Raw genomic sequence first — 25,468 nt, forward strand, 5'->3', positions numbered from 1 at the left:
TAAATCCGGATTTTTCGTAATTTTTTCACTTAAAAAGGGAAATATTACATATTTTGTAAACTTCCTTTTAATGAGATAATTCCATTATATAATTTGGACATGTTTTTTAAAGCTAGATCTTCAAAGTGAAAGGAGCAGATTTTATAATGAGTCAAGAAATGAACTGTACAACACTAAGAAGCCAAATAGAGAAGAAAAGACAGGAAATGATTCGCTTAACTAAACACTATATGCTCACTTCTCCAGAGATAATATGTGTCAGTCAAGAATTAGATAGATTATTAAATATGTTACAAAAAAAAGAATGTTGTGTAGAAGGAAATATCGCATGAATAAATTAGAATTTTATATTTTTCTCCATGGTTTCAACACTTGCAATAGAATGGAAATTTTGCAAGCGTAGAATCTATCGGACCCATCCTTCTAAAAATAGAAAGCCCTGGTTATATTTAATAGCCAGGGCTTTCTATTTTCAGTATTCTTATAAATGTGATTGTGTGTTTCATCTATATTTCCAACTCGTATGCGTTGACGCTCTTTCGCAAACGTAAATCATTATTGATCATCCACAATAATATATGCTGTTCTGATTGGCCCGTGTACACCTACGACAAGGTTCATTTCAATATCCGCGCTATTTGACGGACCAGAAACGAAATTCACACAAGCCGGTAGTTTTTCTCCCGCTTTATTTTGATTATGAATAAGTTTGGTAGCATGGGTTAATCTTGGTACAATCGTACTTTTAGGAACGATTGCAATATATGACTCTGGAAGAAGACTAACATGTCTTCCTTTTAACCCATCATTAAATAGCACAACGGTTCCCGATTCTGCCAGAGTGATATCACTGAACGTAATGCCAAGGTCAGCAGCTTTCGCAAATTCTATGTCCTCTTCTTTATGATCTAATCCCCATGTACGAAAATGTGTTGTACCTTCATTTCTGAAAAATGGAGTAAGACCATACTCGTTAAAGCGCTCATCATTCGAATACATAACAGATTTGATATTCCATTCTTTTATAAAAGATTGAAACGTTTCAACAAGATTTTCCTTTGTTGTTCGCTTCACCTCTGTATGAATAACTTCGCAGTGCTCCATTAACTTTAATACAAGTTCCTCTTGTGTGAATCCTTCAAAAACAGTCCACTGCGGGGAAAAAGACCAGTTCGGTTTTTTCACTGCTTCTGGACGTTTCCTACCAAGCTTTTCTGATAATTGGAGTAAAAATTCCTCACGATTTTGGATGGCCATCATCGTTCTCCTTTTCGTGTTTTTCAAACCACTCTCGAAACGGTTGTTTTTTCGGAACTGGAAAATCTCTCGCATCCGTCCAAGCTTTTAACGGTCCAATTCCACGCTCGATCTTATCCCCTTTTGCAAGAGGTTTTAATGCATACGGAGCGCTCTTCGCAGCAAAAGAAAATAATCTAGAACTCTTCACCGCTTTTTCAAAACCTTTCATTGCCACGTTCCAAGCTACAGGTGATCGTTTTTCTTCTACAATGCGGCTGCGATGTTTAATTAATAAGTCGTGTAACGGGATTTTCACTGGACACGCTTCAGTACAAGCACCACAAAGGCTAGATGCATAAGGTAAATCCTTATATTCATCATATCCCCCTAAAAGCGGTGTCAACACAGCCCCAATTGGTCCTGGATAAATAGAGCCATATGCATGTCCACCAATATGCCGATATACGGGACACACATTAATACATGCCGCGCAACGAATACACTGAAGAACACTTTGGAATTCTGTTCCTACAATATCGGAACGACCATTATCAACAATGACTAAATGAAATTCCTCAGGTCCATCTGTCCCACCAGGCTCAGTTAACCCTGTAATATAACTTGTTAACTTTTGTCCTACAGAACTTCGGCATAGAAGTGTTACTAAAACATCAAGCTCTTCCCATGTCGGAACAATACGTTCCATCCCCATAACTGTAATCAACGTTTTCGGAAGTGTCGTAGTAAGTCTTGCATTTCCTTCGTTTGCTACGATAGAAATCGATCCAGACTCTGCAACAGCAAAGTTACATCCAGTCACCCCTATATCCGCTGCAAAAAAGTCATCACGTAAATACGATCTTACAAACCTCGCCATTTCCGTAGGATCAGATGTTCCAGTATAATTTAACTTTGTTTTAAATATTTCACAAATATGTTCTTTATCCTTGTGAAGACATGGAACAACAATATGTGACGGAGGATCATGGTCATTCACTTGTAAAATAAATTCAGCAAGATCTGTTTCTAACACTTCCGCTCCAGCTTCTTCAATCGCTTCATTTAAACTAATCTCTTCCGTTACCATAGATTTTGATTTCACAATTTTTTTCGCATTTTTCTTTTTTACAATCTCTTTTACATATTCCCTTGCGTCTTCTGCAGTCTTTGCAAAATAAACAAAACCACCGTTTTTCTCAATATTTTCACTCAGCTCATATAAATAATAATCAAGGTTTTCTAATGTATGCTTTCGAATTTCTTCTCCTAAAGCTCGCCAGTCTTCCCAATTTCCAAGACTCTCAGTAGCTTTTAATTTCTTGCCTCTAAGACCATCTTGCGCTTTCCTGACAGCTTGCCGCATAAATTGATCCCCAATACCTGTTTCAGCACGCTTATGAAAGGGATCATTCCCAATTTTCATTCCCATCTTTATATCCCCCTCCTATTTTCGATCTTCATTCAATACTTCAGCAATATGTTTTACTTCAATTGGATAACCATTGCGAGTTAAACGCCCTTTTATATTCATTAAACAGCTACAATCCATCCCGATTAACACTTCCGCACCGGTTTCCATAATATGCTTTACTTTTTCATCGACCATTTGTTCAGAGATTTCTGGCATTTTCACTGAGAATGTACCACCAAATCCACAGCAATCATAGTTATGTGGTAACGAAACAACTTCCAGTCCCTTTACACATTTTAATAATTTTTGCGGTGGTTCCTTAATTCCCATTAATCGGCTCATATGACAAGATGTATGAACCGTTGCTTTTTTATGAAGCTCCGCACCTAAGTCTTCTTTCCCTAATACTTCAACAAGAAATTGCGTGAACTCATATGTTTTATTTGCAAGTTCAGTCGCTTTTTTCTTCCACTCTGCTTCACTTTCAGAAAATAAGCTCGAAAACTCGTGAACCATCATAGCGCAAGACCCCGACGGTGCCACAACATATTCTGCACCAGTAAAGGCTTCAATCATATGTTTTGCAGCTGTTTTTGTTTCTTTAACATACCCGCTATTATAAGCAGGCTGTCCGCAGCAAGTTTGACTTTTAGGAAAATCAACTTCACACCCTAAATGTTCAAGAATTTCCACAACATCTCTTCCTACTTCCGGATAAAAAATATCTGCAACACAAGTGATAAATATTGATACTTTCATATTTGACACCCCTAAATACAGTAAAGTATGCTCAAGTAACTTTATAACCATTTTTACCTTCCTTGTATATTATTGGTAAAAATTTTAAAAATATGAATAGAAATAACAAAAAAGTGATTGAGGACTATCTCAATCACTTTTTCTTACTAAAATACGATGCAATCGCAAATCTTAAAATAAATGAAATAATGGAACTTACCATCGACATGCCCTTTTCGCCTACATTTCTGCACTATATTCAATAAAGTAAATAAAAACTAAAAAAATGCAGTATTACATATTCTTTTTAGTCCAGATCATGTTAGAATTTCTTATGTTGTTTATTTCATAATCGAATTATGGTTTCATATCTAATTTAGCAACGTGTGAGCTGTATACCAAAAGAAAAGACACCTTTCGGGTGTCTTTTCTTTTTTTATCTAATCAAAATTTTTTCTATATATTTCTAAAAATCCAGTGTATTTCTCTAATTTATATTGCTTATTAAAAGGTATTACGATTAAAGTACTCACCATTTCTCATCTATATAATTAGATGAATATCTCATTTCCAAATCAAATTTCCAGTACTATATTTATTCTCTTAAAAATCTTCTATCTTGTTCTTAAATTCGTCAAAATCTTCATATAACTATACAAAAAATATATGCTATTATGTTTTTAAGAAACTATGTGTTCCCTTAACCCTGTATCCGGCCCTGTATTTTTTACAGGGTCTTTGTTTATTTGATTAACTTTTGTTAAAGTAATATCCTATCATGAATTAAAAGAGAAATTTAGTCATGAAAAATCACAATATTTTACTTACTAAAACCTCTCTATAAAAAGAAATTCCATTTCAAACAAAACGGCTTACTAATGCATTTCTTTTTGAAATTAAGGAGTAAACAACAATGAAAAAAATCTTTTTTACAGGACTTATAATACTAGTTTGCATCAGTAGTTTGTTCTGGTATATGTATCCCTCACCATACCTTGAGAAATTAAATCAAAAAGAACAAAGATTGTACAATCAATTTCACAAAAACAATGATGTTGTCCTACTACAAAACCAAAACCCAGAAACGATTGTAAGATTGTTTCTATATTCTATTAAACAGGAGCATTACGAAACTACCTATCGCTTTTATACAACGCTTAATGATGAAAATGATAAACAAATGTTTTTAAAAAGTGCAAAGTCTCAAAAAGAATTGTTATTTAGGTTTAAATTTGCAAATAAGCCTATTGAAACTAGCCAAAACTATGCATGTATAAAACTACCGTCACTTTTTGATGATGTATACTTCGAAATGACTCAAATAGACGGTATATGGTTAATAAATGAGCCACCTATTCGTATACAGTAATCTATTTATATAATTTTGTTCCTCTGTTGAACAATCTACAACAATTATTAATAGACAATAAAAGGTTAATTTTGGAATGCAGTCTGTTTTTTACAAAAAAATGTAACTATTCTGTATTCCTTCCTCAATCTTATTATTAATAAAACATTAAAAATTCTTTGCCCCTACTATATTCAAAATTAATATGAAAAACTTTCCCTTGAACACTCCTTTAGTTGCTCCATAGCAATCTTTCGCGCATGTTCCTCACTATCTATCAACGAAAATCCTTGTGATATATAACTCCAAAATTCATAACCACAATCCTCCATCCATCTATAAGCTTCTGTTGTATACAAACCATCTTTTCTTTTAATGATTTGAACCTTATAGTTTTTACTTGGAGAAAAAAACTCTTGTATAACCTGCTCCATTTATGTAATATCCCCCTTAAATCTGTTATATGAAAATATATTTTTAAATAAAATCTCTTAAAAAGAAGCCTCTTTTATAAGGATGACTTAATCTAGCTTTTTAATAGGTTGAAATACCTTGCGCAACATGAGAGTGTATCCAATCTACATTCTCAAAATAATAAAAGGTACCATAAGAAACTCGAGGTTATTTAGCCAACTAACCGAGTCAACATCTGAGTCCAATACATTCCTACCGCCTTAATTAAATTATCTATACGTTATCAAGACCTAAATCCAAAAAACACTTAAAATATCATACTCCAAACATATTGTATATGACTAATATGTTTGGAGCTTTTATTTTTGGTAATGAGTTTTGAAACTGAATTTGAATAGTATTTTTCTCTATCTGGATAGAAATAAGTAAAGTACCATAAACGGTCGTTTTTGGAACAGTAACTTCATAAAACTCACATCAATTAGGGGGCAGTGGAGAATTAACGAATTTTAAGAATAACCCTCGAGACACATAAAGCGACTAAATCTTTCGCTTGGTACTTACTGGTTCATTGAACAAAACCAACATCTCTAGCAAAATCTCGTAAGATATTTGGAGATAAAAAGCTTTGAATTTCTTGAGCAAATAATTGTAATTCATCAGATACAGAAATAGGCATACAAAAACGCCACCCTTTCCTATGATTCTACAGAAAGAATAGCGTATTTTTTGTATTTTGTTTTGTTAGCTTGATAGCAATGTGGCTATGCCCCTTCTTAAGGGGTCTTTTTTATGCTGCAGGTTCTGTTGGAGCTGGTTGAACAGGAGTTACTTCCCCGCCATCCATTTTATCATTCCTCATGGATTGATTCATAAATTCACCAATTATTTTTTGCAACTCATCCATTGGAACAATGTTCTTTTCAGAAGTATCGAATGTGAATTTGATTGGTTTATCGATAGATTTGATATCAGAATTAATATTCATATCAAATTTAATTATTTCTTTTTCGTCTTTAGAATTTTTTGCTTCGACATGAATTGCTGCATCCTGTTTTTTAATTGTTTTTCCATCCATTGTATAAGTTAAAGAAATAGAAGATTTATCAAGATTTGCATCTTTCAATTCTTTCTTAAAGTCTGCAATTTCTTGTTTTGTTCCAGTGAAGTTTTTCATTGTAGACATTTCATCAAATACCTTTTCAATCACTGTTTTTAAATCTTTACCTGTTAATTTCACAGTATATACATCTTTTTCTTTTGTAAATTTGTCTTCAGGAAGCGCTTTGATTGCATCTAATAAAGCTTTCTGTACTTTCTCTTGGATTTCCGCAGATTCTTTTGTATCTACTTCTCCTAAATCTTTCATATCCATTTTGATAACTTTTCCTTCTAGAGTAGAAAAACTATCACCAGGAACGCCAGCTAATTGTAATAGTGATTTTACATTATTCGCTTTTACATATAAAGCCTTTTTCCCTTCATCCATAAACATTGGAATCGATATATCCATTTTCATTGCATCTGTTTTAATATTTGCACCAATTGTTATTTCATCTTTTTTTGCATCTTTATCTGTTTTTGAATCAACCGTAATTGATATGTTTTTTAACATATCCATTGCCGCTTTATTTTCTGTTTTCATATCTTTCGCATTAGAATCGAATTTAAAAGAAATTGAACCACTTGATTCCATTTGTTTTGCATTTAAAATGTTTTCTGTTGAAGAAACAACTGTTTCTTTTGCAGATTTTCCACACGCAGATAAAGCGAAAAGACTTAAACTTGCTGCAACCACTAATCCCATTTTCCCAAACTTCATAAAATCACCCTTTCAATTCATTAACCTATCAATCATAGCATAAAAAATAAGAAATAGTAATATATAAATGGAAAAATATAACTGCTCAGCTACCCTCTTGATTTGAGAGTTTCTTATTTTCTGTATCTTTTAGGTTTACCTTCTTTTTTTCTCGTTAACACTTGAATTATCAAGGTTAGGAGGGGAAGGAGATGAAATATCAGGTAAACTAATCGGTCAAAACATGGAGTTGAAAATGCTTGTATCATCCATTGTATTAGAAAAAGAAGGTGCTTTCAGACAGAACCATGTACCAACAATGCGGAACGAAGAAAAACTGCCTACTAATAAACTGATTTCAGAGAAATTACTTTCTTTATTCAATAAAATAAATGATTATAAGCGGATAAAAGAAAAATTAATAGGCAAAACATTAACATTTGTACCCGACCATCCCATAGTCATCAAGCTAAGATTTTAAAGTATCCCCTAAATAGAAATTTTGTGTTTTTTATAGCACCTAAGTTCATTTTTATCGTTTTGGGGAAGAATGTGTTTCTTAACTCTTCTTCTTTTATATTGGCTCCTCTAAAATCCATTTCTACATACTCATTGTTTATATATTGAGTCATGTTCTAGCCTCATATATTGTTACAATTATTTTTTTTAGCTTTAAGATAAAAAGAAAAAGGTAATCCGAGCATAGTGATAACAGTAGATATTATAAATACATCATGAATACTAAGTGTAAAGGCTTGTTGTTGAATTGATATAACACTTCCACTTAGCTTTTCTGTATGTACAATCATACGTGCAGCTACTATAGAAGTGAATACGCCGATAGCAAGGGAACCAAAACTTTGTCTCGTCCAATTATAAATAGAAGATGCATGTCCAGATAAGTTTAAAGGAACTTCTTCCATTCCAGTGTTACTAGTATGAAACCTATTATTGTCCACTGAACAGAGTCAAGATCAGTTTGGAAATATCACATTATTTCAGGAATCGAAACATTAATTGTGCTCATATTTAAAATTGATAAAAATAACCCTAAAAATAGAATTTATAATTAGGATAAATGAATCCGTGGTACTTTTTTGTTTGTTCATGTTTGTTTTCTACCTAATGATTTTTGGAATATGAGATTCAACTGCTTTACTTCTTCAGAAGATAAGTCCCACCAAAGTGTTTTGATGATGTTTTTCCCCGCCTAATCCATCACATTTAAGAAATGTAGTCCCTTTTGAGTAATTTGTAAAATGACAATAAAGTTATTTAATTTTAAAAGCTCAAACAAGCATAACCCCGTTCTAAATATAGGACGGGGTTAGAAATATAGTTGTTTAATCTTGATGTAAGAAACTTTACTACAAGAAAAAATATAACAATAAAGTCGTTTAAAAATCTAAGTTTTATTCAAAAAAAGCACCTGATTGCGGAAGACCGTTCTGTACATCTGTGATTGTGCAATATTGCAGAAATGTTCGCGTTTGCTTAAAACACCTCGTAGGCTCTCATGGGTTGATTCTTTGTCCGATAATTTGAGCACATTCTTCTGGCGATGTCTTTGTTGTGTCAACATTGATGTTATAATGTATGCCAATGTGAACTGCAGTCGCTTGCGAAACTGCCATTCCTGCAACTCGGTCTCCTCGTGCGCTTTCACGAGTGGATGCCACGATGGGATCACAGAAAACACCAACCCACAATACCTGCAACCCTTCCAAGGCAGCTTCCCAGCGATTGCAAGCATCTACTCCGCTAATGAAAACATCATCGATAATCACCTGGGCTCCTCTACGGGCCATCTCGCCAATACCGTTCATCCATGCAGATTCTAATTTGCGAAATTCCGTACCTGGACTGACAGACCCATGGTCACCAAATTTAATTCCGCTGTCTGCTTTCAACATTGCATCAGGCATAGCGTCGATTAAATCGTCGATACTGAACCTTAACCATGACGTTGGCAATAAATTCTGGAGACACTTTGCGATAGTGGTCTTCCCGGAACTCGATCCACCATTCAGAATAATTACGTCTACCATACCTTTAACCCCTCTTTGGGACATAAGCTTAAATGCTTCTTATGTCGATATGATGTTCTTTAACTTAATAACAATTATGTCAAATTAACATCACTTTCACAATAAATCATTCCAGATTATGGCCCAATTGTTGAATAGAATGACCCGCATTTTTTCAACAACTTTATTGTTTTTCAAACGACTTTTTTGTAAATTTAACAACTTTATTATCACTCTACACTATATGGCTTATACCAAAAGTTTAATTAAAGAGAAAGAACGCCATCCCTGAAAATTTGCGTTCTTTTTTCTAAATTTAACCCTCTAAGGCACTTTATATTTACAACATATTGTATTCAACTTCAAACTCAATCTTCTGCTTTACTATTACTTATGATACGATACGCACCTATACAGTTTCTACTACCGCTTCAAGCATTGTTCCATTTTTAGCATAATTCGTATGCCAAGAAAAAGCTTTTTCTAAAACATGAGGAGTTTGTCCACCCCTTGTTAGTGCTTCTTGGTAATAAGCTCGTAGTTGGTCACGATACATTGGATGTACACAATTCTCAATAATCAGTTCCACTCTTTCCCTTGGCGCCAGTCCCCTTAGGTCAGCGTACCCCTGTTCAGTGACGATAACATCTACATCGTGTTCAGTATGGTCTACATGAGAGACGAAAGGAACGATACTTGAAATGTTACCACCTTTCGCAATGGATTTAGTAACAAAGATAGCTAGGCGTGCATTTCTTGCAAAATCACCAGAACCACCAATACCGTTCATCATTTTTGTACCTAAAACGTGAGTGGAGTTGACATTTCCGTATATATCTAATTCTAAAGCAGTATTAATCGAGATTAATCCAAGGCGGCGAATGATTTCAGGATGATTAGAAATCTCTTGCGGGCGCATCATTAATTTGTTGCGATATTTTTCAAAGTTGGAAAATACTTGTTGCATTTTCTCTTCAGAAAGCGTGATAGAGCAGCAGGAAGCAAAATGTACTTTCCCAGCATCCATAAGATCAAAGACCGCATCCTGTAATACCTCGGAATACACTTCTAAATCTTCAAACTCCGAATCTAACATGCCATGCAGGACTGCATTGGCTACTGAACCAATTCCCGATTGTAACGGCGCTAAACGATTCGTTAATCGGCCTACCTTTACTTCTTTTCGAAGGAACTCTATTAAATGCTGTGCCATAATAACAGTTTCTTCATCTGGAGGAACAATTGTCGATGGCGAATCAAGTTGGTTCGTAAACACAATCCCTTTCACTTTTTCAACATCAATTGGAATACCGATTGTTCCAATTCGGTCATCCGATTTCACGAGCGGAATTGGAAGCCTTTCCCCTTGTTTTCCTGGTTCATATAAATCATGCAGCCCCTCTAGTTGTGTAGATTGAGCCATATTCATTTCAATAATAATGGACTTCGCATTTAGGGAAAACGCTAAGGAATTTCCAATTGAAGTGGTTGGAATAATCATTCCTTCCTCAGTTATTGCAACCGCTTCCAAGATAGCGACATCTATATCCATAACGTCAGCACGGAGTAGCTCTGCTGTATGAGACAAGTGCTGATCCACAAATAAAAAGTCTCCATTATTAATTCCTTTTCGCATAGTCGTATCAGCTTGGAAAGGCAATCTTTTTCCTAAAATTCCTGCCTCAGCAAATAATTTATCTACATCCGAACCTAAGGAGGCTCCAGTATAAACATTTACTTTAAAAGATTTATCATGCTTAACTCGGTTCACCAGCGCAAATGGGACTGCTTTCACATCTCCTGCACGTGTAAACCCACTTAAGCCTAAAGTCATTCCACTTTGAATCCAGGAAGCCGCTTCTTCAGGTGTAACTACCCGGTCCTTCAGACGATGGTCCCTGATTCTATCCAAATTATTCTCCATATGTAATCCCTCTCTTAATGAATATTCATAATTATTTTACACTTTAACACTATCAAAATAGGGATTTTGGTATACAATATGAAAAATTCAGATAAAGTAGCGAATCTAGGTTCTAAAGCAGAAAGTCTAGAATCCTAGAAGCTTTCGAAAATAACTGGCATATGATTGACTAACTGGTACCCGCTCACCATTATTCATCGAAAGTAAAAAAGTAGAATGGGTATCAGGATAAATCGCTTTAATATGATTAACATTTACAATAAATGAACGGTGGCATCTAATAAATGAATCCTTCGGAAGCAAGTATTCAAATTCTTGCAGAGAGTATTTATGTGTTCCTGATAACTCTTCCGAATTCACATACGTCTTTTTATCTTTAGCCTCTAAATACAGGACCTTTGAAAAAGGAACCGGAATCCAGCCGTCTGTTGTTTTTAAGGTAACGACCGATTTTCCATCCGTTAAAGCTGGATAAATCGCCGTCACGCAACCCTCAAGCTTTCCATTATTTAAAAATGGTACGGCCATTCCATGATAAGGAATACCAAAAACATCCCGGTTAATAAACTCAGAGGCCTTTTGCTTCGTCACCATTGCTTTATGGGCAATCGTTCCTTCCTTTATAGGATCTCCAACGCTAATCTTTAAATCAATTCGTTTACTTGGCCTATAGTAGATATATTCTTTTGTATTTGAAACGGCAATTGAAATTTCATCTGAAAATAATTCACCAACGACATCTAGTAGTAAGCCTAATGTTATATCTTCCATACTATTAACACCTCATCCACTATTATACTACTATTATTAAAATGCACCCTTTCTTTTTATAAACATTGCAACTTCATTCAAAACTTCGCGCCTTTCTTACAAGCACAGTGACTCTACTTCAAAATCGTACAAATTATAAGATCAAACCCTCCTTCAGCAAAAAGGGGCGTCCATATGATAATTCTTGAATGAAATCATTTCATGTCACTTTAAAGAAAGAAGAATAAGAAAAACAACAAAAATACATCGGAGATATTAAAATTTTGTATTAGTAATTCTAAATTAAGTACTTGAAAAACAGATATGAAATTCCCTAACAAGAAACAACCTATTGCAATGGTAATGCAAACCCAGAAGATTCCTAACTTAATTTTTCTGGATAATATAGAATAAAATAATGAGATAACACAATAGTCTCATTAACTAAGGATGATAGTCGTATATTAAAATCTGATACAAAATAATGATTCGGAAAAACAAAAATAAAGCAAAAGCTTAAATAAGCTATTAGGGCTATAAATAATAAATAAAAGTACACATATGATTTTTGATGCAATAGATTTACCTTCTTGAGTTTTTCTATACCTTTATTAAAAAATATCATTATGGCCGAACAACCCATATGAATTAAAATGGGTGCTGCCTATTATCTCTATTATGACCTTTTTAAAAGATTTCTTTCTACATACTACAGTCTTATTTAATATCTGTAGATGTTTACTATTTTTTATACCAAGGATTCCAAAAAGAATAAGATGAAAAATGTGGTTTCTTTAAAGTATTTGCACACCGTAAATTTGAATGATACAGCTTAACTCCCCTTGAATATGAGATAGAATCTAAGCTTCCATTGGATCATAGTTAGCCGCTTTATGTAACTATTGTAGTTACATTAGAGGTGATGTCAATTTCAAATAACTCCCCTTTTAATGGACAAAAGACGTGACATTTTGAACAAAAATGCGATGTTTAGAATAATGATGCTATGTTTTATCTCCCTAATCGAAGAATTTTAAATGATTTAGGATTAGGTGAAGGAGATATTGCATCTCCTAAAAAAGAATGTTACTCTAAAAATAGAATTATGAAAGGAATGATGGATGAATAATGATTAACTAATTTATATTTTAAGTTGAAATTTATAACTTCACACTACAAAATATAGGGTTAGTCTATCCATTTTTTATAATTCAGTTCATACTTTATTTGTCATGATTCAAATGATTAATAAGTACTTATTAAGTACTTATTAAGTACAAGCGAAAGACTAATCCTTCCAATTACAAATTGGAGGTTTTTTTTATTCCCTTATATGTACGCTGGTATTTATTAATCAGTAAATTTACCTAACAAATAAAGGAGAGAGAAAAATGAGTAATTCAGACACTATTGTTACACATGTAATCCTCTATATAAGTCGTTAATATCCATCAAACTTATATAGAGGAATTAAAAAATGGATGGATATTCCGACTTTATATGAAAAGTTTCGATATATAAAGGAGGAATTATTATGTCAATGATAAAAGTTCAAGACTTAACTTTTTCATACCCAGGTAGCTTTGATAATATTTTTGAAGGTGTAAACTTTCAAATAGATACAGATTGGAAACTGGGATTTATCGGTAGAAACGGACGAGGTAAAACGACATTTTTTAATTTATTATTAGGGAATTATGAGTACAGTGGGAAGATCCTTGCTTCGGTAGAATTCAATTATTTCCCCTACCCTGTTTCAGATAAGAACAATTTTACTCATGAAATCCTTGAAGAAATTTGTCCCCAAGCAGAAGATTGGGAATTTCTACGTGAAATATCCTATTTAAATGTTGATGCCGAGGTCATGTACAGACCCTTTAAAACATTATCAAATGGAGAACAAACAAAGGTGTTGCTTGCTGCATTGTTTTTGAATGAGGGGCAATTTCTATTAATTGATGAGCCAACAAATCATCTAGACACTGATGCACGAAAGATGGTCTCTGATTATCTAAGGAAGAAAAAAGGGTTTATTTTAATTTCACATGACAGAATCTTTTTAGATGGATGCGTTGACCATATCTTATCTATAAATAGAGCAAATATTGAAGTTCAAAGTGGGAACTATTCTTCTTGGAAGTTAAATTTTGATAGACAGCAGGAACACGAAGAGGCTACAAATGAACGTTTGCAAAAAGACATAGGAAGATTAAAACAGTCTTCCAAACGTTCAGCAGGTTGGTCTCATGATGTGGAGGCTTCAAAAAACGGAACGAGGAATTCAGGCTCTAAGTTGGATAAGGGGTTTGTAGGGCATAAAGCAGCCAAGATGATGAAAAGAGCAAAAAACCTAGAATCAAGGCAACAAAAAGCTATTGAAGAAAAGTCAAAATTACTAAAAAATGTAGAGAAAACTGAGTCATTAAAATTAGAAGCATTGAAGTTTAAGTCAAATGAATTGGTTACTTTGGCGGACGTGTCTGTTAAGTACGATGACCAATTCGTGAATGAGCCGATTAGCTTCATAGTCGAACAAGGTGACCGGATTGTGCTTGATGGAAAGAATGGGAGCGGGAAAAGTAGTATCCTAAAACTAATTCTAGGACATCCGATACAGCATACAGGCTCAGTTACTTTAGGTACAGGACTCATCATTTCCTATGTCCAACAAGATACTTCTCATTTGAAGGGATTGCTATCAGACTTTATTGAAGAGCACAAGATTGATGAGACGTTATTTAAATCCATCCTACGAAAGATGGATTTTGACCGAATTCAATTTGAGAAAGATATATCTCATTATTCTGGTGGACAAAAGAAAAAACTGCTTATCGCTAAAAGTTTATGTGAAAAAGCTCATTTATATATATGGGATGAGCCATTAAACTTTATAGATATTTATTCGCGTATGCAGATTGAAGAGCTTATTCAACAATTTAATCCTACAATGGTTATTGTTGAGCATGATAAGGCATTTCAACAAACAGTTGCAACAAAAACTATATCTATGTAGCTCAACTCGAATAATTAAAGATATAATTAATAAATCAAGTCATTAATCTATAAAGCACTTTAATGATGTGATGAAAAAAGCCTAATTTCTCTACAAAGAATTGAGAAATTAGGCTTTTTAATAGGAAATTTAGTGTCGTCAAGAACACGACGCTAAAACATACGAACACACAACGATCTGTACGGTATGGTTATAGTACCGTAGCTCACGAACCTATATGGTCTGTCGTGGGAGTGGTGATGGCACACCGCAATCTTGCACGTCAGCGATACCAGAAATGGACTTCGCCTTTGGTAGCAAGAATCCCACTGACGTTAGTCAGCTTGCCCCTTTAGGGGTGGGAGTGTCAAAGAGCACTTACTTATTTTACATCAAGCTTATAAACTTAATGAATTCATCTTCATTAACAGGTTTACTGTAGTAATAACCCTGAATTAGATAGCATGCATTTCGTTGTAATACTTCTAATTGTTCCTTCGTTTCTACCCCTTCTGCGATCACTTTCATGTTTAAAGTATGTGCGAGTGAAATAATGGTATGAATAATTTCATCTCCATCCGTAGAAGTTCCGATCCTATTAACAAATTCTCTTGGAATTTTCAAGGTATCAATTGGATACAAAGGGAGATATGCTAATGAAGAATATCCTGTACCAAAATCATCAATTGATAAATGTACACCATATGATTTTAATACTTTTAACTTCGCTAACGTTTCCTTTTCATCTACCATTGCGATCCGCTCCGTTAACTCTAAATCAATCGAACTAGCAGGTACCCCTACTTCTTCTATGGTAGATATGATTGTTTGAACACAGTCCTTCTGTTCAAACTCTATAGCTGATAAATTTATCCCCATTTTTAGATTTGCATAGCCCGTAGAATGCCACTTTTTCAATTGTTGACACGCTTCCTGTAACGTCCATTTTCCGATTGGAATAATTTGCGAGGTTTCTTCCGCAATAGGTATGAACTCAAAAGGTGAAATAAGTCCCAGCTCTGGATGTTGCCAACGAATTAAAGCCTCTGCACCAATAACCATACCAGTCTTACTGTCAACTTGTGGTTGATACAATAAATACAACTCATTATTTTCTAATGCATTCGGTAAATCCTGTTCTAATCGTAATCGTCTTGTTATTTTTTTTGATAATGTCTCGTCATACATGCAAACAGCATTGTTACCTTTTTCCTTTGCACTATACATAGCAATATCAGCATGTTGTAAAAGTGTAGTAGTATTTATTCCTCCAAACGGATACACTGCTATTCCTATACTAAGAGATAAGTAAAAACTATGCTGATTTACTACAAATGGTTCTTCAGTTATACGAAATAGAGTTTCACACAAATCCAATAGCTGTTGCTCTGTGTGGTTATGGACTATGATTGCAAACTCATCTCCCCCTATTCTCGCTAGAGGAATAGCCGGTGACAGACATGTCCTAAAACGTTTAGCAACTTCTTTTAAAACACTGTCACCAATTGAATGTCCCAGTGTATCATTAATGGTCTTAAAACGATTTAAATCTATATACAAGAGTCCAAATTCAACCTGCGTTTTTTGTGCACGCTCAATGGATTTTTCTAATTCTTGTTGGAAGAATATTCGATTTCCAATCTTCGTCACTGTATCATGGAATGCTAGATAGTTTATCTCATCTTGTTGTTGCTTCATTCTCGTAATGTCTTTTACCATTACATAACTCCCAAAAGTTTGTCCTTCTATCATAATAGGAACAATGGTGACGTACCAAAAATGAATGTTCTTCTCATTATTATTTTTTACACGTAATTGTAACGAAGCCGAACTGCATCGTTTACCTTCTTGTAGAGCTACTTCCAATTCAGATCTATCTTCATCTAAAAAAATTGAGAAGCACTCTTTACCTATTAATTCATCACTGTTTTTTCCTAGTAACATACTTCCAGCCTGGTTTATATTTAACACCGTACCATTTGAATCAATCGTTAAAATAGGATCTGGATGATACTCATATAATGACTTAAATCTCTCTTGATTTTTGACCAAATCATTGGATTTGTTTATTAAATCTGCTGTTCTTTGAGATACTTTTTGTTCTAATTGATTATTAAACACTTTTAACATTTCGGTTAAATCTCTGTTTTGCATTCGTACGATTGTATGACGTATCAGCACAAATACAAATGCAATACAATTTCCAGTAATAAGTGTAGCCGAGGAAGTTTGCTCTTTAAAAGTAAAACCAATTAAGACTGCAACTGCAAGATAAGGAAATATAACAAGAAGTTTCTTTCCGAATGTGGGATCGATAATGAAATAATTCCTTCTAGAAGATGCATTCTTTGGTATAGTAGCAGCAATGGCGATAAATAATAGGAAAACTCTATACAAACACCTTAATAATATAACTGAACGATCTGACAAATCATCTTGCAAGTAAAAATACAAATAGTCCGTAATGGCCAATCCAGTTAATACTAGGATAAAAATAAATAATTTACTTTTCGCATTGAAAATAGCTGGTCGAAAGATCAGACTAACTCCTAATAAAAGAAGTAATAAATCTATAATCGGAAAAATAAACGAGAGAAAAACATCTCCAATTGATAAGAATAAGATATTTGCAGAAGGTTTATTAAATAGATACCACTCTAATGTAAAAATGGCAGTAACAACAATACATAAATCACAAAGTAAATACGCTTTTTCCCACTTGTTACATTCCATAATGATTTTATAAAAGAACGCAAAAAGAAAGAAGAATAAGAAAAACAACAAAAATACATCGGAGATATTAAAATTTTGTATTGGTAATTCTAGATTAAGTACTTGAAATGCAGATATGAAATTCCCTATCAAGAAACAACCTATTGCAATGGTAATGCAAACCCAGAAGACTTCTAACTTAATTTTTCTGGATAATATAGAATAAAGTAATGAGATAAATACAGTAATCTCAATAACTAAGGATGATAGTCGTATATTAAAATCTGATACAAAATAATGATTCGGAAAAATAAATAAAAAGATAAAGCAAAAGCTTAAATAAGCTATTAGAGCCAATATCAATACATAAAATTGCACATGTGAATGTTTACGCAATGGATTCACCTTCTTGAGTCTTTCTATACTTTTATTAAAAAATGTCTTTATGGTGGAACAACTCATATTAATTAAATTAGTTTCCGCCTATTATCCATATTATGACCTTTTTAAAAGATTTCTTTCTAAATAATGCAGTCTTATTTAATATCTGTAGATGTTTACTATTTTTTATATCGAGGATTACAAAAAGAATAAGATGAACACAGTGGTTTCTTTAAAGGATTTACACACTGTAAATTTGAATGATACAGCTAACTACTCTTTGAATGTGAGATTTAATATAAGCTTTCATTAGAACATAGTTAGTTGATAACTATCACACTTAGAAGAAATAAAAATACACAATCATGAACTTTGAAATGCAAAGGAATTCACCAAACTCACTGTAACTATTTTAGTTACAGTGAGAAGTGATGTCAATTACAAAAACTATTGCTTTAAAATAAAGTTTAATAAAAAGTTGCAGTGAACATTCATTTCATCATAAAAAGAATCCCTTATATTTTGAACAAAGATTGTTCTAAATATAAGGGATTTATAACTTACCTCTCAAAAATTTCATAAAAAAGATTGATCGTTTTGGTAGGCGAATAACTTATAACAACCACCTTTTCTTTATAAACTTACAAATTCACTTTCTATATTATCTTATTCGCAACGAATGGTAGTAAGTCGCTATTAATGTCATTAACATTGGAATGGTAATGACAAGTGAAAATAAGAAAACTGTTTCAAATATTGTACTTAATAGCCCTGAACTAATTGAATAAACAATATAGCTTACAATAAGTAGAGCCGTACTAATCGCAACTGTTACTTTAACTGGCTTTCTAAGATTTTTTATTTTTTCCTGTTTTGTTGCTTTGTCTGTATAAATTGGTTTTGTACCAGGTTTCGCTTTAAATAGGTGCATATTATAACTTGAACAAATATATTCCCAACCTGCCAATTCAAACATCTCGATATATTCTTCTAATTCATTCTCTCCTAGTTCTCTTATGTCAAGACTAAAAATAACATCTTCAGCAATGCTCTTTTCTAATTCATATCCCAGTCTTTTAAAGCGTTTCACAATCCATCCTTTTGCAGCATACTTTCTTAACTTTTTTAAATCCTTTTCTTCAGAAAAAGCAATCCCATTTGACATTATGTATTTAGTTTTCCCCATTTTAGTTCTCCCCTTTTAATCCATTTTCAGCAAAATCAAGCATCGTTTTACGTCTCAAGATATCTTGCTTCAACACGTCTCTGCCTTTATCTGTCAAAACATAAACTTTTCTACGTGAATCTGAATCATCAAATAATTCAATGTAGGATTCGGTTATTAACTTTTTAATAATTGTGTATAGTGATGCAGGCCCAATTACTACTTGCCCATTCGTTAATTCTTCAATCAAACTCATCACTGCATAGCCATGTCTTGGTTTTGTAAACCCTGCCATTATATAAAATACAGAATCGGTTAATTGTTCTAATGACTTCATTTTATCCCCACCTTTTATATCACTAAATGATATATCTAAAAATAATATATCATTTAGTGATATATTAAGCAATAACAAATGGAATGAATATTCAACTTCATTCCATCTTGAAATAAATTTCTTATCAATCTGTATTAATAATTATCAATCTTTTTTATAAACAATCCAACTATGTTTCAAATCCACAACAAGTAAACAACTTTATAAAAACTATCCGTCCTATATTAGGATGGACCATAACCGATAAGATGGGCAATTATAACCGCTATTAAACCGATTGAGTATTCAATTAGAATCAAAGGGAGAATCCACCTTGCCCACTTTGTCCAGGAAATCCCTGCAATTGCCAACCCAGCCATTAACGTACCACCTGTCGGAAAAATAATATTTCCAATACCATCCGCGAATGAAAAGGATAATACTGCTGTTTGGCGTGTAATGTGCAATAAATCTGCAAGCGGTGCCATTATAGGCATTGTCAACATCGCATGACCACTACCTGATGCTAAAATAAAATGAATAGCTACTTGGAAGTTGTACATTCCAACAACACTTAAAAAAGGAGAAATATGTTTCATTCCTTCCGATACTTGATAAAGTAATGGGTCTATAATATGCCCCTGATTCAATACGACTAGAATGGCACGTGATACACCAATAATTAAAGCTCCGCTAATTAAAGATGCCGATCCCTGTGTAAAAGATTCTACGGTTTCATCAATAGATATCTTGCCAAGGATTGCAATTATTATAGTTAAGATAATAAATAAGGATGCAATTTCTGTTATATACCATTTGTACTTAATAACACCGAATACAAGAACAATATAATTGATTAAAAATGCCGTTAATATCCATTTATGTCTTTTTGTTAACTCTACTTTCGCTGTTAATATGTCATCTGAATTGTTTGTATCGAATTTTCCGTAAATTCCAATTGAAGGATCTCTCTTTACTTTCATAGCATGACGATAGACGAATGTAACAGCAATTACATATATGACTACGAATAATACTAGGCGGAACCCCATCCCCGAATACATAGGAAGACCTGCTATCCCTTGCGCAAGCCCCACTGTAAACGGATTCATAATTGCGGTTGTAAATCCGACGGACGCCCCTACCAATACCATCGCAGTTCCTGTTATCGTATCAAATCCAATCGCAAGAGCCAGTGGAATAAAGAGAGGTACATAAACCAAAGTTTCCTCGGCCATCCCCATTAATGATCCGCCAAGTGCAAAGAATAGCATTATAAGAGGAATCATTAACTTTTCACGATTCGCGAGTTTTTTTGCCATCGTTGAAACAAGAGCCTCAACTGTACCTGATGCCTTTAATACACCAAAAAATCCTCCGATAATAAGAATAAAAAAGATAATATTAGCCGCTTCTACTAACCCTGTAGGAATCGTTTTTATCATATCAAAGAATCCAAGTGGCGTTGATTCGATCCATTTGAATGAATTTGGATCTACTGTCGTATACCCATTTTTTTCAACATGTGCATATTCTCCAGCTGGTAATATATGTGTAATCACGGTTGCAATGACTAAGAGGACAAGTAACATTGCAAATACGTTTATTTTCCATTCTCTTTTTTCCTTTTTTTCTTCTGGCTTGAATAAAACTGTTTTTTCTGATACTTGACTCATATACCAATCCCCTTTTCATTAAATCTTTGGCAACCGACAGTCTGGTTACCTCAACTACTGAGCGTACCAGGCTGTCCTATTACAAATAACTCTTTATATTTTTAAAAGGTTACGAAATGCCATTGATTCTTTTACTTATAACATTTTAGGATGTAACCACCTTTTTACTAATTTCATTCACAAAGTGGTTAAATAAACGCTGCTGTAGAGCATCCCTTTCCGACATCATTTCTGGATGCCATTGAACTGCTGCTACATAGTGATGAGCTTTGGATTCAATGGCCTCTATCACACCATCGAAGGACCGAGCGCTCACTTCAAAATCCCTTCCCAGCATTTTCACTGCTTGGTGATGAAAAGAATTCACCATTAAGGATTTTTGACCAATAGCCTCATAAATTTTTCCCTCTTCAAGAAGATCTACGGAATGAGAGCCTTGCCATTTACGGAACTGTTCCCGAGCATGGAAATATTCGGGGCCCATCTCATGTTCTAAATCTTGATAAAGAGACCCACCAGCTGCAACATTCAACACCTGTAATCCTCGGCAAATTCCTAAAATCGGAATATCTCTTTCTAAAGCCTGTTTTGCCAGATTTAATTCAAAGTTATCTCGTTCTTCCTCTACAGTGCCTATATACGATTTTGGAATATCACCGTAATAAAATGGATTGACGTCCGCGCCACCAGCCAATAACAATCCATCTAATTGGTTAAGTGTAGAATCGATTTGATCAACTTCTTCAATTGGAAGTAGAACAACTGTTGCACCTGCTCTTTGAAGGGAACGGATGTAGTCATAAGAAAAAATAGCCATATCTTGACCTGGTAGCCCTCGCAAGCCCTCCTTCCCTATTTCACTATGATCAACATAATACCCAGTAACACCAATTAGTGGTTTCATTTCCTCTCACCTCATACTTAAAATGGTTTCGTTGTCTTTCTTTGTTGGAATTGTATATTCTTACCCTCCCTTTTCTAGCAAATGGTAAAGAATCGGATATGTAAATTACTACTCTACTAATTTCATCATTTCTTTACGCAACATTTATACAAGCAATTATCGTGCCAATATTAAAATTCGAATGATTATTTACATAATTTTAAATAATTTGTCGTTTTTCAGTGCTCACTATGTTGATATGTATTATAATTGGTTATTAATTGGTTATATAATAACCAATTAATAACCAACTTTAGACCAATTACATTCAACTAAGAGGTGTTCTATGAGCGAATTTGAAAACAATCACATTGTATTGATTACCGTTTTAAAAGAAACACGAAAAGCCCTACATCAACAACTAACGGAGATGGTAGGTGATCTCATAGATATAGAAAGTTTTTCTGTAGAAGAAAATATTCCAAAAGTATTTCATTCAACATTAATCGTATTACCTAATAAATTTACTATAGAAACGGTCAAAGACTTTATAGGGGAAAACTGCGAAGTAATAATAGCAAAACGAACATTAAATTATGAAAACGTGGACCAACTTTTATTTTTGCCGGAAGGAACACAAGCACTATATGTGAATGATAATCACGAAACAGTATATGAATCTATTGAAACTATGCGTCAATTAGGGCTGAACCATATTGAATATATCCCATACTATCCTGGAAAAACGAATACACAAATGATCAAGCTTGCAATCACACCTGGCGAACTTGAAATTATCCCCGACTTTGTAGAAAAAGTGATTAATATCGGTCATAGATTAATAGATATTACTACAATCATGTCCATTCTAGATCGATTTCATTTAATGGAGGAATCAGGTAACCATGTTTCTGAGAGATACTATCGAAAAATAGTAGATTTAACGAAGAATCTAGCTAAAGCTCATCTACAACTTCATCAAGTTATTGATGGTGTTGGTGATGGAATATTAGCTATTGATCATAAAGGAAGGATTGTTGTCTTTAATGAATTGCTGGAAAACATGCTTAAAATAAAAAGCAAAAATGCTATTGGCCATCCTATCGATGCCATTATTGATAATATTGATTTGGTAAATTTCATCCTTTCAAATAAGCAACAAGAAAGCGGTATATTTGTTGTAAACGGCTTAGATGTCATAGTGGAACGTCTGCATATAAATGATCAATCGATTATTGTTACTTTTAGAAATGCCCTTAAGACCATTGGATTTGAACGTAAATTGAGAAAAGAATTTATCAAAAAAGGATACGTAGCAAAATACAACTTTCATGATATCGTTGGGATTAGCTCTCCTATCCAAGAAACGAAACAAATTGCCAAAAGGTTAGCTAAGACTGATTTAGCTGTTTTGATTGAAGGTGAAAGTGGTACCGGAAAAGAGTTGTTTGCAAGCGCCATTCATAATGCTTCCCTTCGAAATAGCGGCCCTTTTCTTGCCGTTAACTTTAGTGCTTTATCGGATGATTTAGTCGAGAGTGAATTATTCGGTTATGAGGACGGAGCGTTTACCGGAGCAAAAAAGGGCGGAAAAATGGGATTATTTGAGCAAGCAAATGGTGGCACTATTTTTTTAGATGAGATTGGAGATATTAGTCTTAAACTTCAAGCACGACTACTTCGAGTATTACAGGAAAAAGAGATCATGCGTGTTGGTGGAAGCCAAATCATCCCCATAGATGTGCGGATTATTGCAGCAACCAATAAGGATCTACTGAAAATGATTCGAGAAAATGTGTTTAGAGAGGACTTATACCATAGACTTAAGGTACTCTTTATACACCTTCCCGAATTAAGGGTTCGTCGAAATGATATTGAATTATTAGCTAAACATTTTGTTTCCCTATCGAACCCTAAAGTCAAAATTGAACAAGAATTAATTGAAAAACTTCAAGAATATCCATGGTATGGAAATGTAAGAGAACTTAAAAATACCATAGATTATATGCTTGCTGTTCGTACCGGAAACCAAATAACAAAAAATGATTTGCCTAATCAACATTATTTTCAAAAGCCCCCACATAGGAAAACAGATAGCGACCAGGTCGAGAATAGACAGCCCCTTTATTCAAGTTCAACCGCTCTTGATGAAGAATCATTTTTCATCCTTAACCTCATCATGGATTATGAAGAAAAAGGAAAGGCAATCGGAAGAAGGATTATTTCTGAAAAGAGCCAAGAAGTTGAAATTAAATTATCTGAGGCACAGGTTAGGCACCGATTAAATTCCCTGAAAATCAGAGGGTATTTGCAAACAAAAAGAGGGAGGGCAGGAATTAATATAACAAGAAAGGGTTTGGAGATTCTAACCACAAACTTAGAACGTAACCTTTGATTACTTATCATCGGTGTAGTACAATTCTAAGTTTTTTTGTTTATAACTGCCTTCTTACATGAATTTTAAACATATGCACATACCATTAACGGAATGCTTGAATCATTGTCATTAAAAATGTTCAGCACTTCCGCTCCTTAAGAGAACAGTCTACGCAACTGTTCTTTTTTTAATTCCCTTGTTATACCTTGCAATAAAAATCCCAACAAAAAAATGCGATAAAACAGCCTATTTCTTAAATGGCAGCATGTCTTTCGGGGATTTTTAAACAATGATTTTTGTGCTTTAAGTAGAGATATTTCCACAGTGATGTGAGATCTAAAAAAAGTGAAACTTACTACTATAAAAACCTTACCAAGCGATATAAGTCCTTATTTCAAATACGTAGTTATAATCGTCTGCATCTCCGTAGATATTGAAAACAAGCGTTACCCCACTATCTACGAAGATGCAGATGGCACAATATTTTTACTTCATATTAATTCCCCAGCTTACGCTAATAAACCCAAAGAGTCATTCGTCTATTACGGTCGATCTGTTTGTTCTTTTTTGTATCTAGGCTTTCTTCATAAATATGTCAAGGTGTAATTGACAACCTTACTATCAACAGCCTTACAATATTCTCAACGTTTCTGCAACAATTTCTCAATATTTTACATGGACAATAGCACACTTCCTTAACAGTTTTAATATCTTAATATTAAATACTGGAAGGAGGTGTTGGAAATGACTTGGTTAGTTATTTTAGGGCTTATGCTTATTGTTTTTATAAGCGGTTTTAAGTTTCCTAGTATTCATATAATTTTCAAAATAGATTCAAATACAAAAGCTATGCCAAGTTGGTCTTTTGTTAATAGAATAAACTTCCAAACATTTAAAGAATTAATAAAAAGATCAAATAGGAATAAACTCAAAAGCCTTACAATAGGAGAACTTTTTATTCCTTTAAGTTTATTTAATAAATTATTCGGCAAAACATTAATTTTTCTATTACTATTCTTTTACTCTCAATACTTAAACTAAACGCAATATGAGGTGATTTAAAAAATAGCAGTTGCCAAGTCTAGCAAACAACAGATCGCCTATTACGGGCGATCTGTTTTAAATTAAATCGATCATATCAATAAATTCCAACGTATTCTTATGATAAAAAACTGAAGATATGAGAAGCTTTGGAAGTAATTATTACAGATGCCTCAAGATATGCGTAGCGAAAACAACACTTCTCACCGCTAAATATTATGTTGTGATTGTGTAGGTTACGATGCGCGTTTTTCATGCATGGAAGAGAGTATT

At 33.7% G+C, this 25,468-nt stretch carries 20 protein-coding genes and 1 pseudogene; 5 read left to right on the top strand and 16 right to left on the bottom strand.

Annotation, left to right across the window (positions count from 1 at the left end; all coding sequences use genetic code 11):
• Positions 1-146: 146 nt before the first annotated feature.
• The gene (locus MR109_RS25420; RefSeq protein WP_002175056.1) at positions 147-332 is read left to right on the top strand and encodes an aspartyl-phosphate phosphatase Spo0E family protein; all 186 of its coding nucleotides are present in this window, start codon (positions 147-149) and stop codon (positions 330-332) included.
• A 223-nt stretch (positions 333-555) separates the two neighbouring features.
• On the opposite strand, the gene MR109_RS25425 is transcribed toward MR109_RS25420, so the two are convergent.
• From MR109_RS25425 to MR109_RS25435, 3 genes are read right to left on the bottom strand one after another with little or no spacing between them, the layout of a single operon-like run.
• Positions 556-1,257, bottom strand: coding sequence for a LutC/YkgG family protein (locus tag MR109_RS25425; RefSeq protein WP_048374238.1), 702 nt, complete (start codon positions 1,255-1,257; stop codon positions 556-558).
• Positions 1,238-2,668 (bottom strand): LutB/LldF family L-lactate oxidation iron-sulfur protein, encoded by a 1,431-nt coding sequence (locus MR109_RS25430; RefSeq protein WP_071721384.1) that lies wholly within the window; start codon positions 2,666-2,668, stop codon positions 1,238-1,240. Before MR109_RS25430 ends, MR109_RS25425 begins: the two co-directional genes overlap by 20 nt.
• Before the next feature lie 15 nt (positions 2,669-2,683).
• Positions 2,684-3,409 carry a (Fe-S)-binding protein gene (locus tag MR109_RS25435; protein WP_242274350.1) on the bottom strand — a complete coding sequence of 242 codons (726 nt, stop codon included), beginning with the start codon at positions 3,407-3,409 and terminating at the stop codon, positions 2,684-2,686.
• Positions 3,410-4,301: 892 nt separating this feature from the next.
• Here MR109_RS25435 and MR109_RS25440 point away from each other — a divergent pair.
• Positions 4,302-4,757 (top strand): hypothetical protein, encoded by a 456-nt coding sequence (locus MR109_RS25440; protein WP_144572350.1) that lies wholly within the window; start codon positions 4,302-4,304, stop codon positions 4,755-4,757.
• Between the two features lie 179 nt (positions 4,758-4,936).
• Here the strand turns inward: MR109_RS25440 and MR109_RS25445 are convergent, their stop codons facing one another.
• The 8 genes and pseudogenes from MR109_RS25445 to MR109_RS25480 all read right to left on the bottom strand — a co-directional run.
• A complete protein-coding gene (locus MR109_RS25445; protein ID WP_025147688.1) occupies positions 4,937-5,170 on the bottom strand; it encodes a hypothetical protein in 234 nt (77 codons plus the stop codon).
• 770 nt (positions 5,171-5,940) lie between these two features.
• Positions 5,941-6,972 carry a hypothetical protein gene (locus MR109_RS25450; protein WP_048374243.1) on the bottom strand — a complete coding sequence of 344 codons (1,032 nt, stop codon included), beginning with the start codon at positions 6,970-6,972 and terminating at the stop codon, positions 5,941-5,943.
• A gap of 443 nt (positions 6,973-7,415) precedes the next feature.
• Positions 7,416-7,583, bottom strand: coding sequence for a hypothetical protein (locus tag MR109_RS25455; protein WP_242274352.1), 168 nt, complete (start codon positions 7,581-7,583; stop codon positions 7,416-7,418).
• 9 nt (positions 7,584-7,592) lie between these two features.
• On the bottom strand, positions 7,593-7,874 hold the full coding sequence (locus MR109_RS25460; protein ID WP_242274354.1) for an MFS transporter: 282 nt from the start codon (positions 7,872-7,874) through the stop codon (positions 7,593-7,595).
• Between the two features lie 591 nt (positions 7,875-8,465).
• Positions 8,466-8,999 carry a chloramphenicol phosphotransferase CPT family protein gene (locus tag MR109_RS25465; RefSeq protein ID WP_242274356.1) on the bottom strand — a complete coding sequence of 178 codons (534 nt, stop codon included), beginning with the start codon at positions 8,997-8,999 and terminating at the stop codon, positions 8,466-8,468.
• 388 nt (positions 9,000-9,387) lie between these two features.
• Complete coding sequence (locus MR109_RS25470) at positions 9,388-10,902, bottom strand: acetyl-CoA hydrolase/transferase family protein (protein ID WP_242274358.1); 1,515 nt, start codon at positions 10,900-10,902, stop codon at positions 9,388-9,390.
• A gap of 126 nt (positions 10,903-11,028) precedes the next feature.
• Positions 11,029-11,673: a LytTR family DNA-binding domain-containing protein gene (locus MR109_RS25475; protein WP_002175050.1), complete on the bottom strand. Its 645-nt coding sequence runs from the start codon at positions 11,671-11,673 to the stop codon at positions 11,029-11,031.
• A 212-nt stretch (positions 11,674-11,885) separates the two neighbouring features.
• Positions 11,886-12,277, bottom strand: a pseudogene (locus tag MR109_RS25480) (hypothetical protein); the annotation flags it as partial.
• A 909-nt stretch (positions 12,278-13,186) separates the two neighbouring features.
• On the opposite strand from MR109_RS25480, the gene MR109_RS25485 reads away from it, so the two are divergent.
• Complete coding sequence (locus MR109_RS25485; protein ID WP_242274359.1) at positions 13,187-14,665, top strand: Lsa family ABC-F type ribosomal protection protein; 1,479 nt, start codon at positions 13,187-13,189, stop codon at positions 14,663-14,665.
• 366 nt (positions 14,666-15,031) lie between these two features.
• Here the strand turns inward: MR109_RS25485 and MR109_RS25490 are convergent, their stop codons facing one another.
• The 5 genes from MR109_RS25490 to MR109_RS25510 all read right to left on the bottom strand — a co-directional run bounded on the left by MR109_RS25490 (position 15,032) and on the right by MR109_RS25510 (position 21,798).
• A complete protein-coding gene (locus MR109_RS25490; RefSeq protein ID WP_242274362.1) occupies positions 15,032-17,752 on the bottom strand; it encodes a sensor domain-containing protein in 2,721 nt (906 codons plus the stop codon).
• A gap of 646 nt (positions 17,753-18,398) precedes the next feature.
• Entirely contained in the window at positions 18,399-18,923 is a 525-nt protein-coding gene (locus tag MR109_RS25495) for a DUF2812 domain-containing protein (RefSeq protein WP_098474930.1), read from the bottom strand.
• A gap of 1 nt (position 18,924) precedes the next feature.
• Complete coding sequence (locus MR109_RS25500) at positions 18,925-19,239, bottom strand: PadR family transcriptional regulator (RefSeq protein ID WP_098474929.1); 315 nt, start codon at positions 19,237-19,239, stop codon at positions 18,925-18,927.
• Between the two features lie 224 nt (positions 19,240-19,463).
• On the bottom strand, positions 19,464-20,894 hold the full coding sequence (locus tag MR109_RS25505) for a YfcC family protein (RefSeq protein ID WP_242274363.1): 1,431 nt from the start codon (positions 20,892-20,894) through the stop codon (positions 19,464-19,466).
• 145 nt (positions 20,895-21,039) lie between these two features.
• Positions 21,040-21,798 (bottom strand): gamma-glutamyl-gamma-aminobutyrate hydrolase family protein, encoded by a 759-nt coding sequence (locus MR109_RS25510; RefSeq protein ID WP_048374250.1) that lies wholly within the window; start codon positions 21,796-21,798, stop codon positions 21,040-21,042.
• 325 nt (positions 21,799-22,123) lie between these two features.
• Between MR109_RS25510 and MR109_RS25515 the strand changes: the two genes are divergently transcribed.
• Both MR109_RS25515 and MR109_RS25520 read left to right on the top strand, forming a co-directional pair.
• Positions 22,124-24,172: a sigma 54-interacting transcriptional regulator gene (locus MR109_RS25515; protein ID WP_242274365.1), complete on the top strand. Its 2,049-nt coding sequence runs from the start codon at positions 22,124-22,126 to the stop codon at positions 24,170-24,172.
• A gap of 726 nt (positions 24,173-24,898) precedes the next feature.
• Positions 24,899-25,195: a hypothetical protein gene (locus tag MR109_RS25520; RefSeq protein WP_025147668.1), complete on the top strand. Its 297-nt coding sequence runs from the start codon at positions 24,899-24,901 to the stop codon at positions 25,193-25,195.
• Positions 25,196-25,468: the final 273 nt, after the last annotated feature.

Origin of the sequence: Bacillus cereus group sp. BfR-BA-01310, assembly GCF_022664325.1 — a bacterium.
GTDB lineage: Bacteria > Bacillota > Bacilli > Bacillales > Bacillaceae_G > Bacillus_A > Bacillus_A paramycoides.

Coding starts and splice junctions, on each gene's coding strand:
- MR109_RS25465 (WP_242274356.1), bottom strand. CDS start 8,999: ATGGTAGACGTAATTATTCTGAATGGTGGATCGAGTTCCGGGAAGACC.
- MR109_RS25450 (WP_048374243.1), bottom strand. CDS start 6,972: ATGAAGTTTGGGAAAATGGGATTAGTGGTTGCAGCAAGTTTAAGTCTT.
- MR109_RS25515 (WP_242274365.1), top strand. CDS start 22,124: ATGAGCGAATTTGAAAACAATCACATTGTATTGATTACCGTTTTAAAA.
- MR109_RS25500 (WP_098474929.1), bottom strand. CDS start 19,239: ATGAAGTCATTAGAACAATTAACCGATTCTGTATTTTATATAATGGCA.
- MR109_RS25420 (WP_002175056.1), top strand. CDS start 147: ATGAGTCAAGAAATGAACTGTACAACACTAAGAAGCCAAATAGAGAAG.
- MR109_RS25495 (WP_098474930.1), bottom strand. CDS start 18,923: ATGGGGAAAACTAAATACATAATGTCAAATGGGATTGCTTTTTCTGAA.
- MR109_RS25425 (WP_048374238.1), bottom strand. CDS start 1,257: ATGGCCATCCAAAATCGTGAGGAATTTTTACTCCAATTATCAGAAAAG.
- MR109_RS25470 (WP_242274358.1), bottom strand. CDS start 10,902: ATGGAGAATAATTTGGATAGAATCAGGGACCATCGTCTGAAGGACCGG.
- MR109_RS25520 (WP_025147668.1), top strand. CDS start 24,899: ATGACTTGGTTAGTTATTTTAGGGCTTATGCTTATTGTTTTTATAAGC.
- MR109_RS25505 (WP_242274363.1), bottom strand. CDS start 20,894: ATGAGTCAAGTATCAGAAAAAACAGTTTTATTCAAGCCAGAAGAAAAA.
- MR109_RS25460 (WP_242274354.1), bottom strand. CDS start 7,874: ATGGAAGAAGTTCCTTTAAACTTATCTGGACATGCATCTTCTATTTAT.
- MR109_RS25510 (WP_048374250.1), bottom strand. CDS start 21,798: ATGAAACCACTAATTGGTGTTACTGGGTATTATGTTGATCATAGTGAA.
- MR109_RS25430 (WP_071721384.1), bottom strand. CDS start 2,668: ATGGGAATGAAAATTGGGAATGATCCCTTTCATAAGCGTGCTGAAACA.
- MR109_RS25485 (WP_242274359.1), top strand. CDS start 13,187: ATGTCAATGATAAAAGTTCAAGACTTAACTTTTTCATACCCAGGTAGC.
- MR109_RS25475 (WP_002175050.1), bottom strand. CDS start 11,673: ATGGAAGATATAACATTAGGCTTACTACTAGATGTCGTTGGTGAATTA.
- MR109_RS25435 (WP_242274350.1), bottom strand. CDS start 3,409: ATGAAAGTATCAATATTTATCACTTGTGTTGCAGATATTTTTTATCCG.
- MR109_RS25445 (WP_025147688.1), bottom strand. CDS start 5,170: ATGGAGCAGGTTATACAAGAGTTTTTTTCTCCAAGTAAAAACTATAAG.
- MR109_RS25455 (WP_242274352.1), bottom strand. CDS start 7,583: ATGACTCAATATATAAACAATGAGTATGTAGAAATGGATTTTAGAGGA.
- MR109_RS25440 (WP_144572350.1), top strand. CDS start 4,302: ATGAAAAAAATCTTTTTTACAGGACTTATAATACTAGTTTGCATCAGT.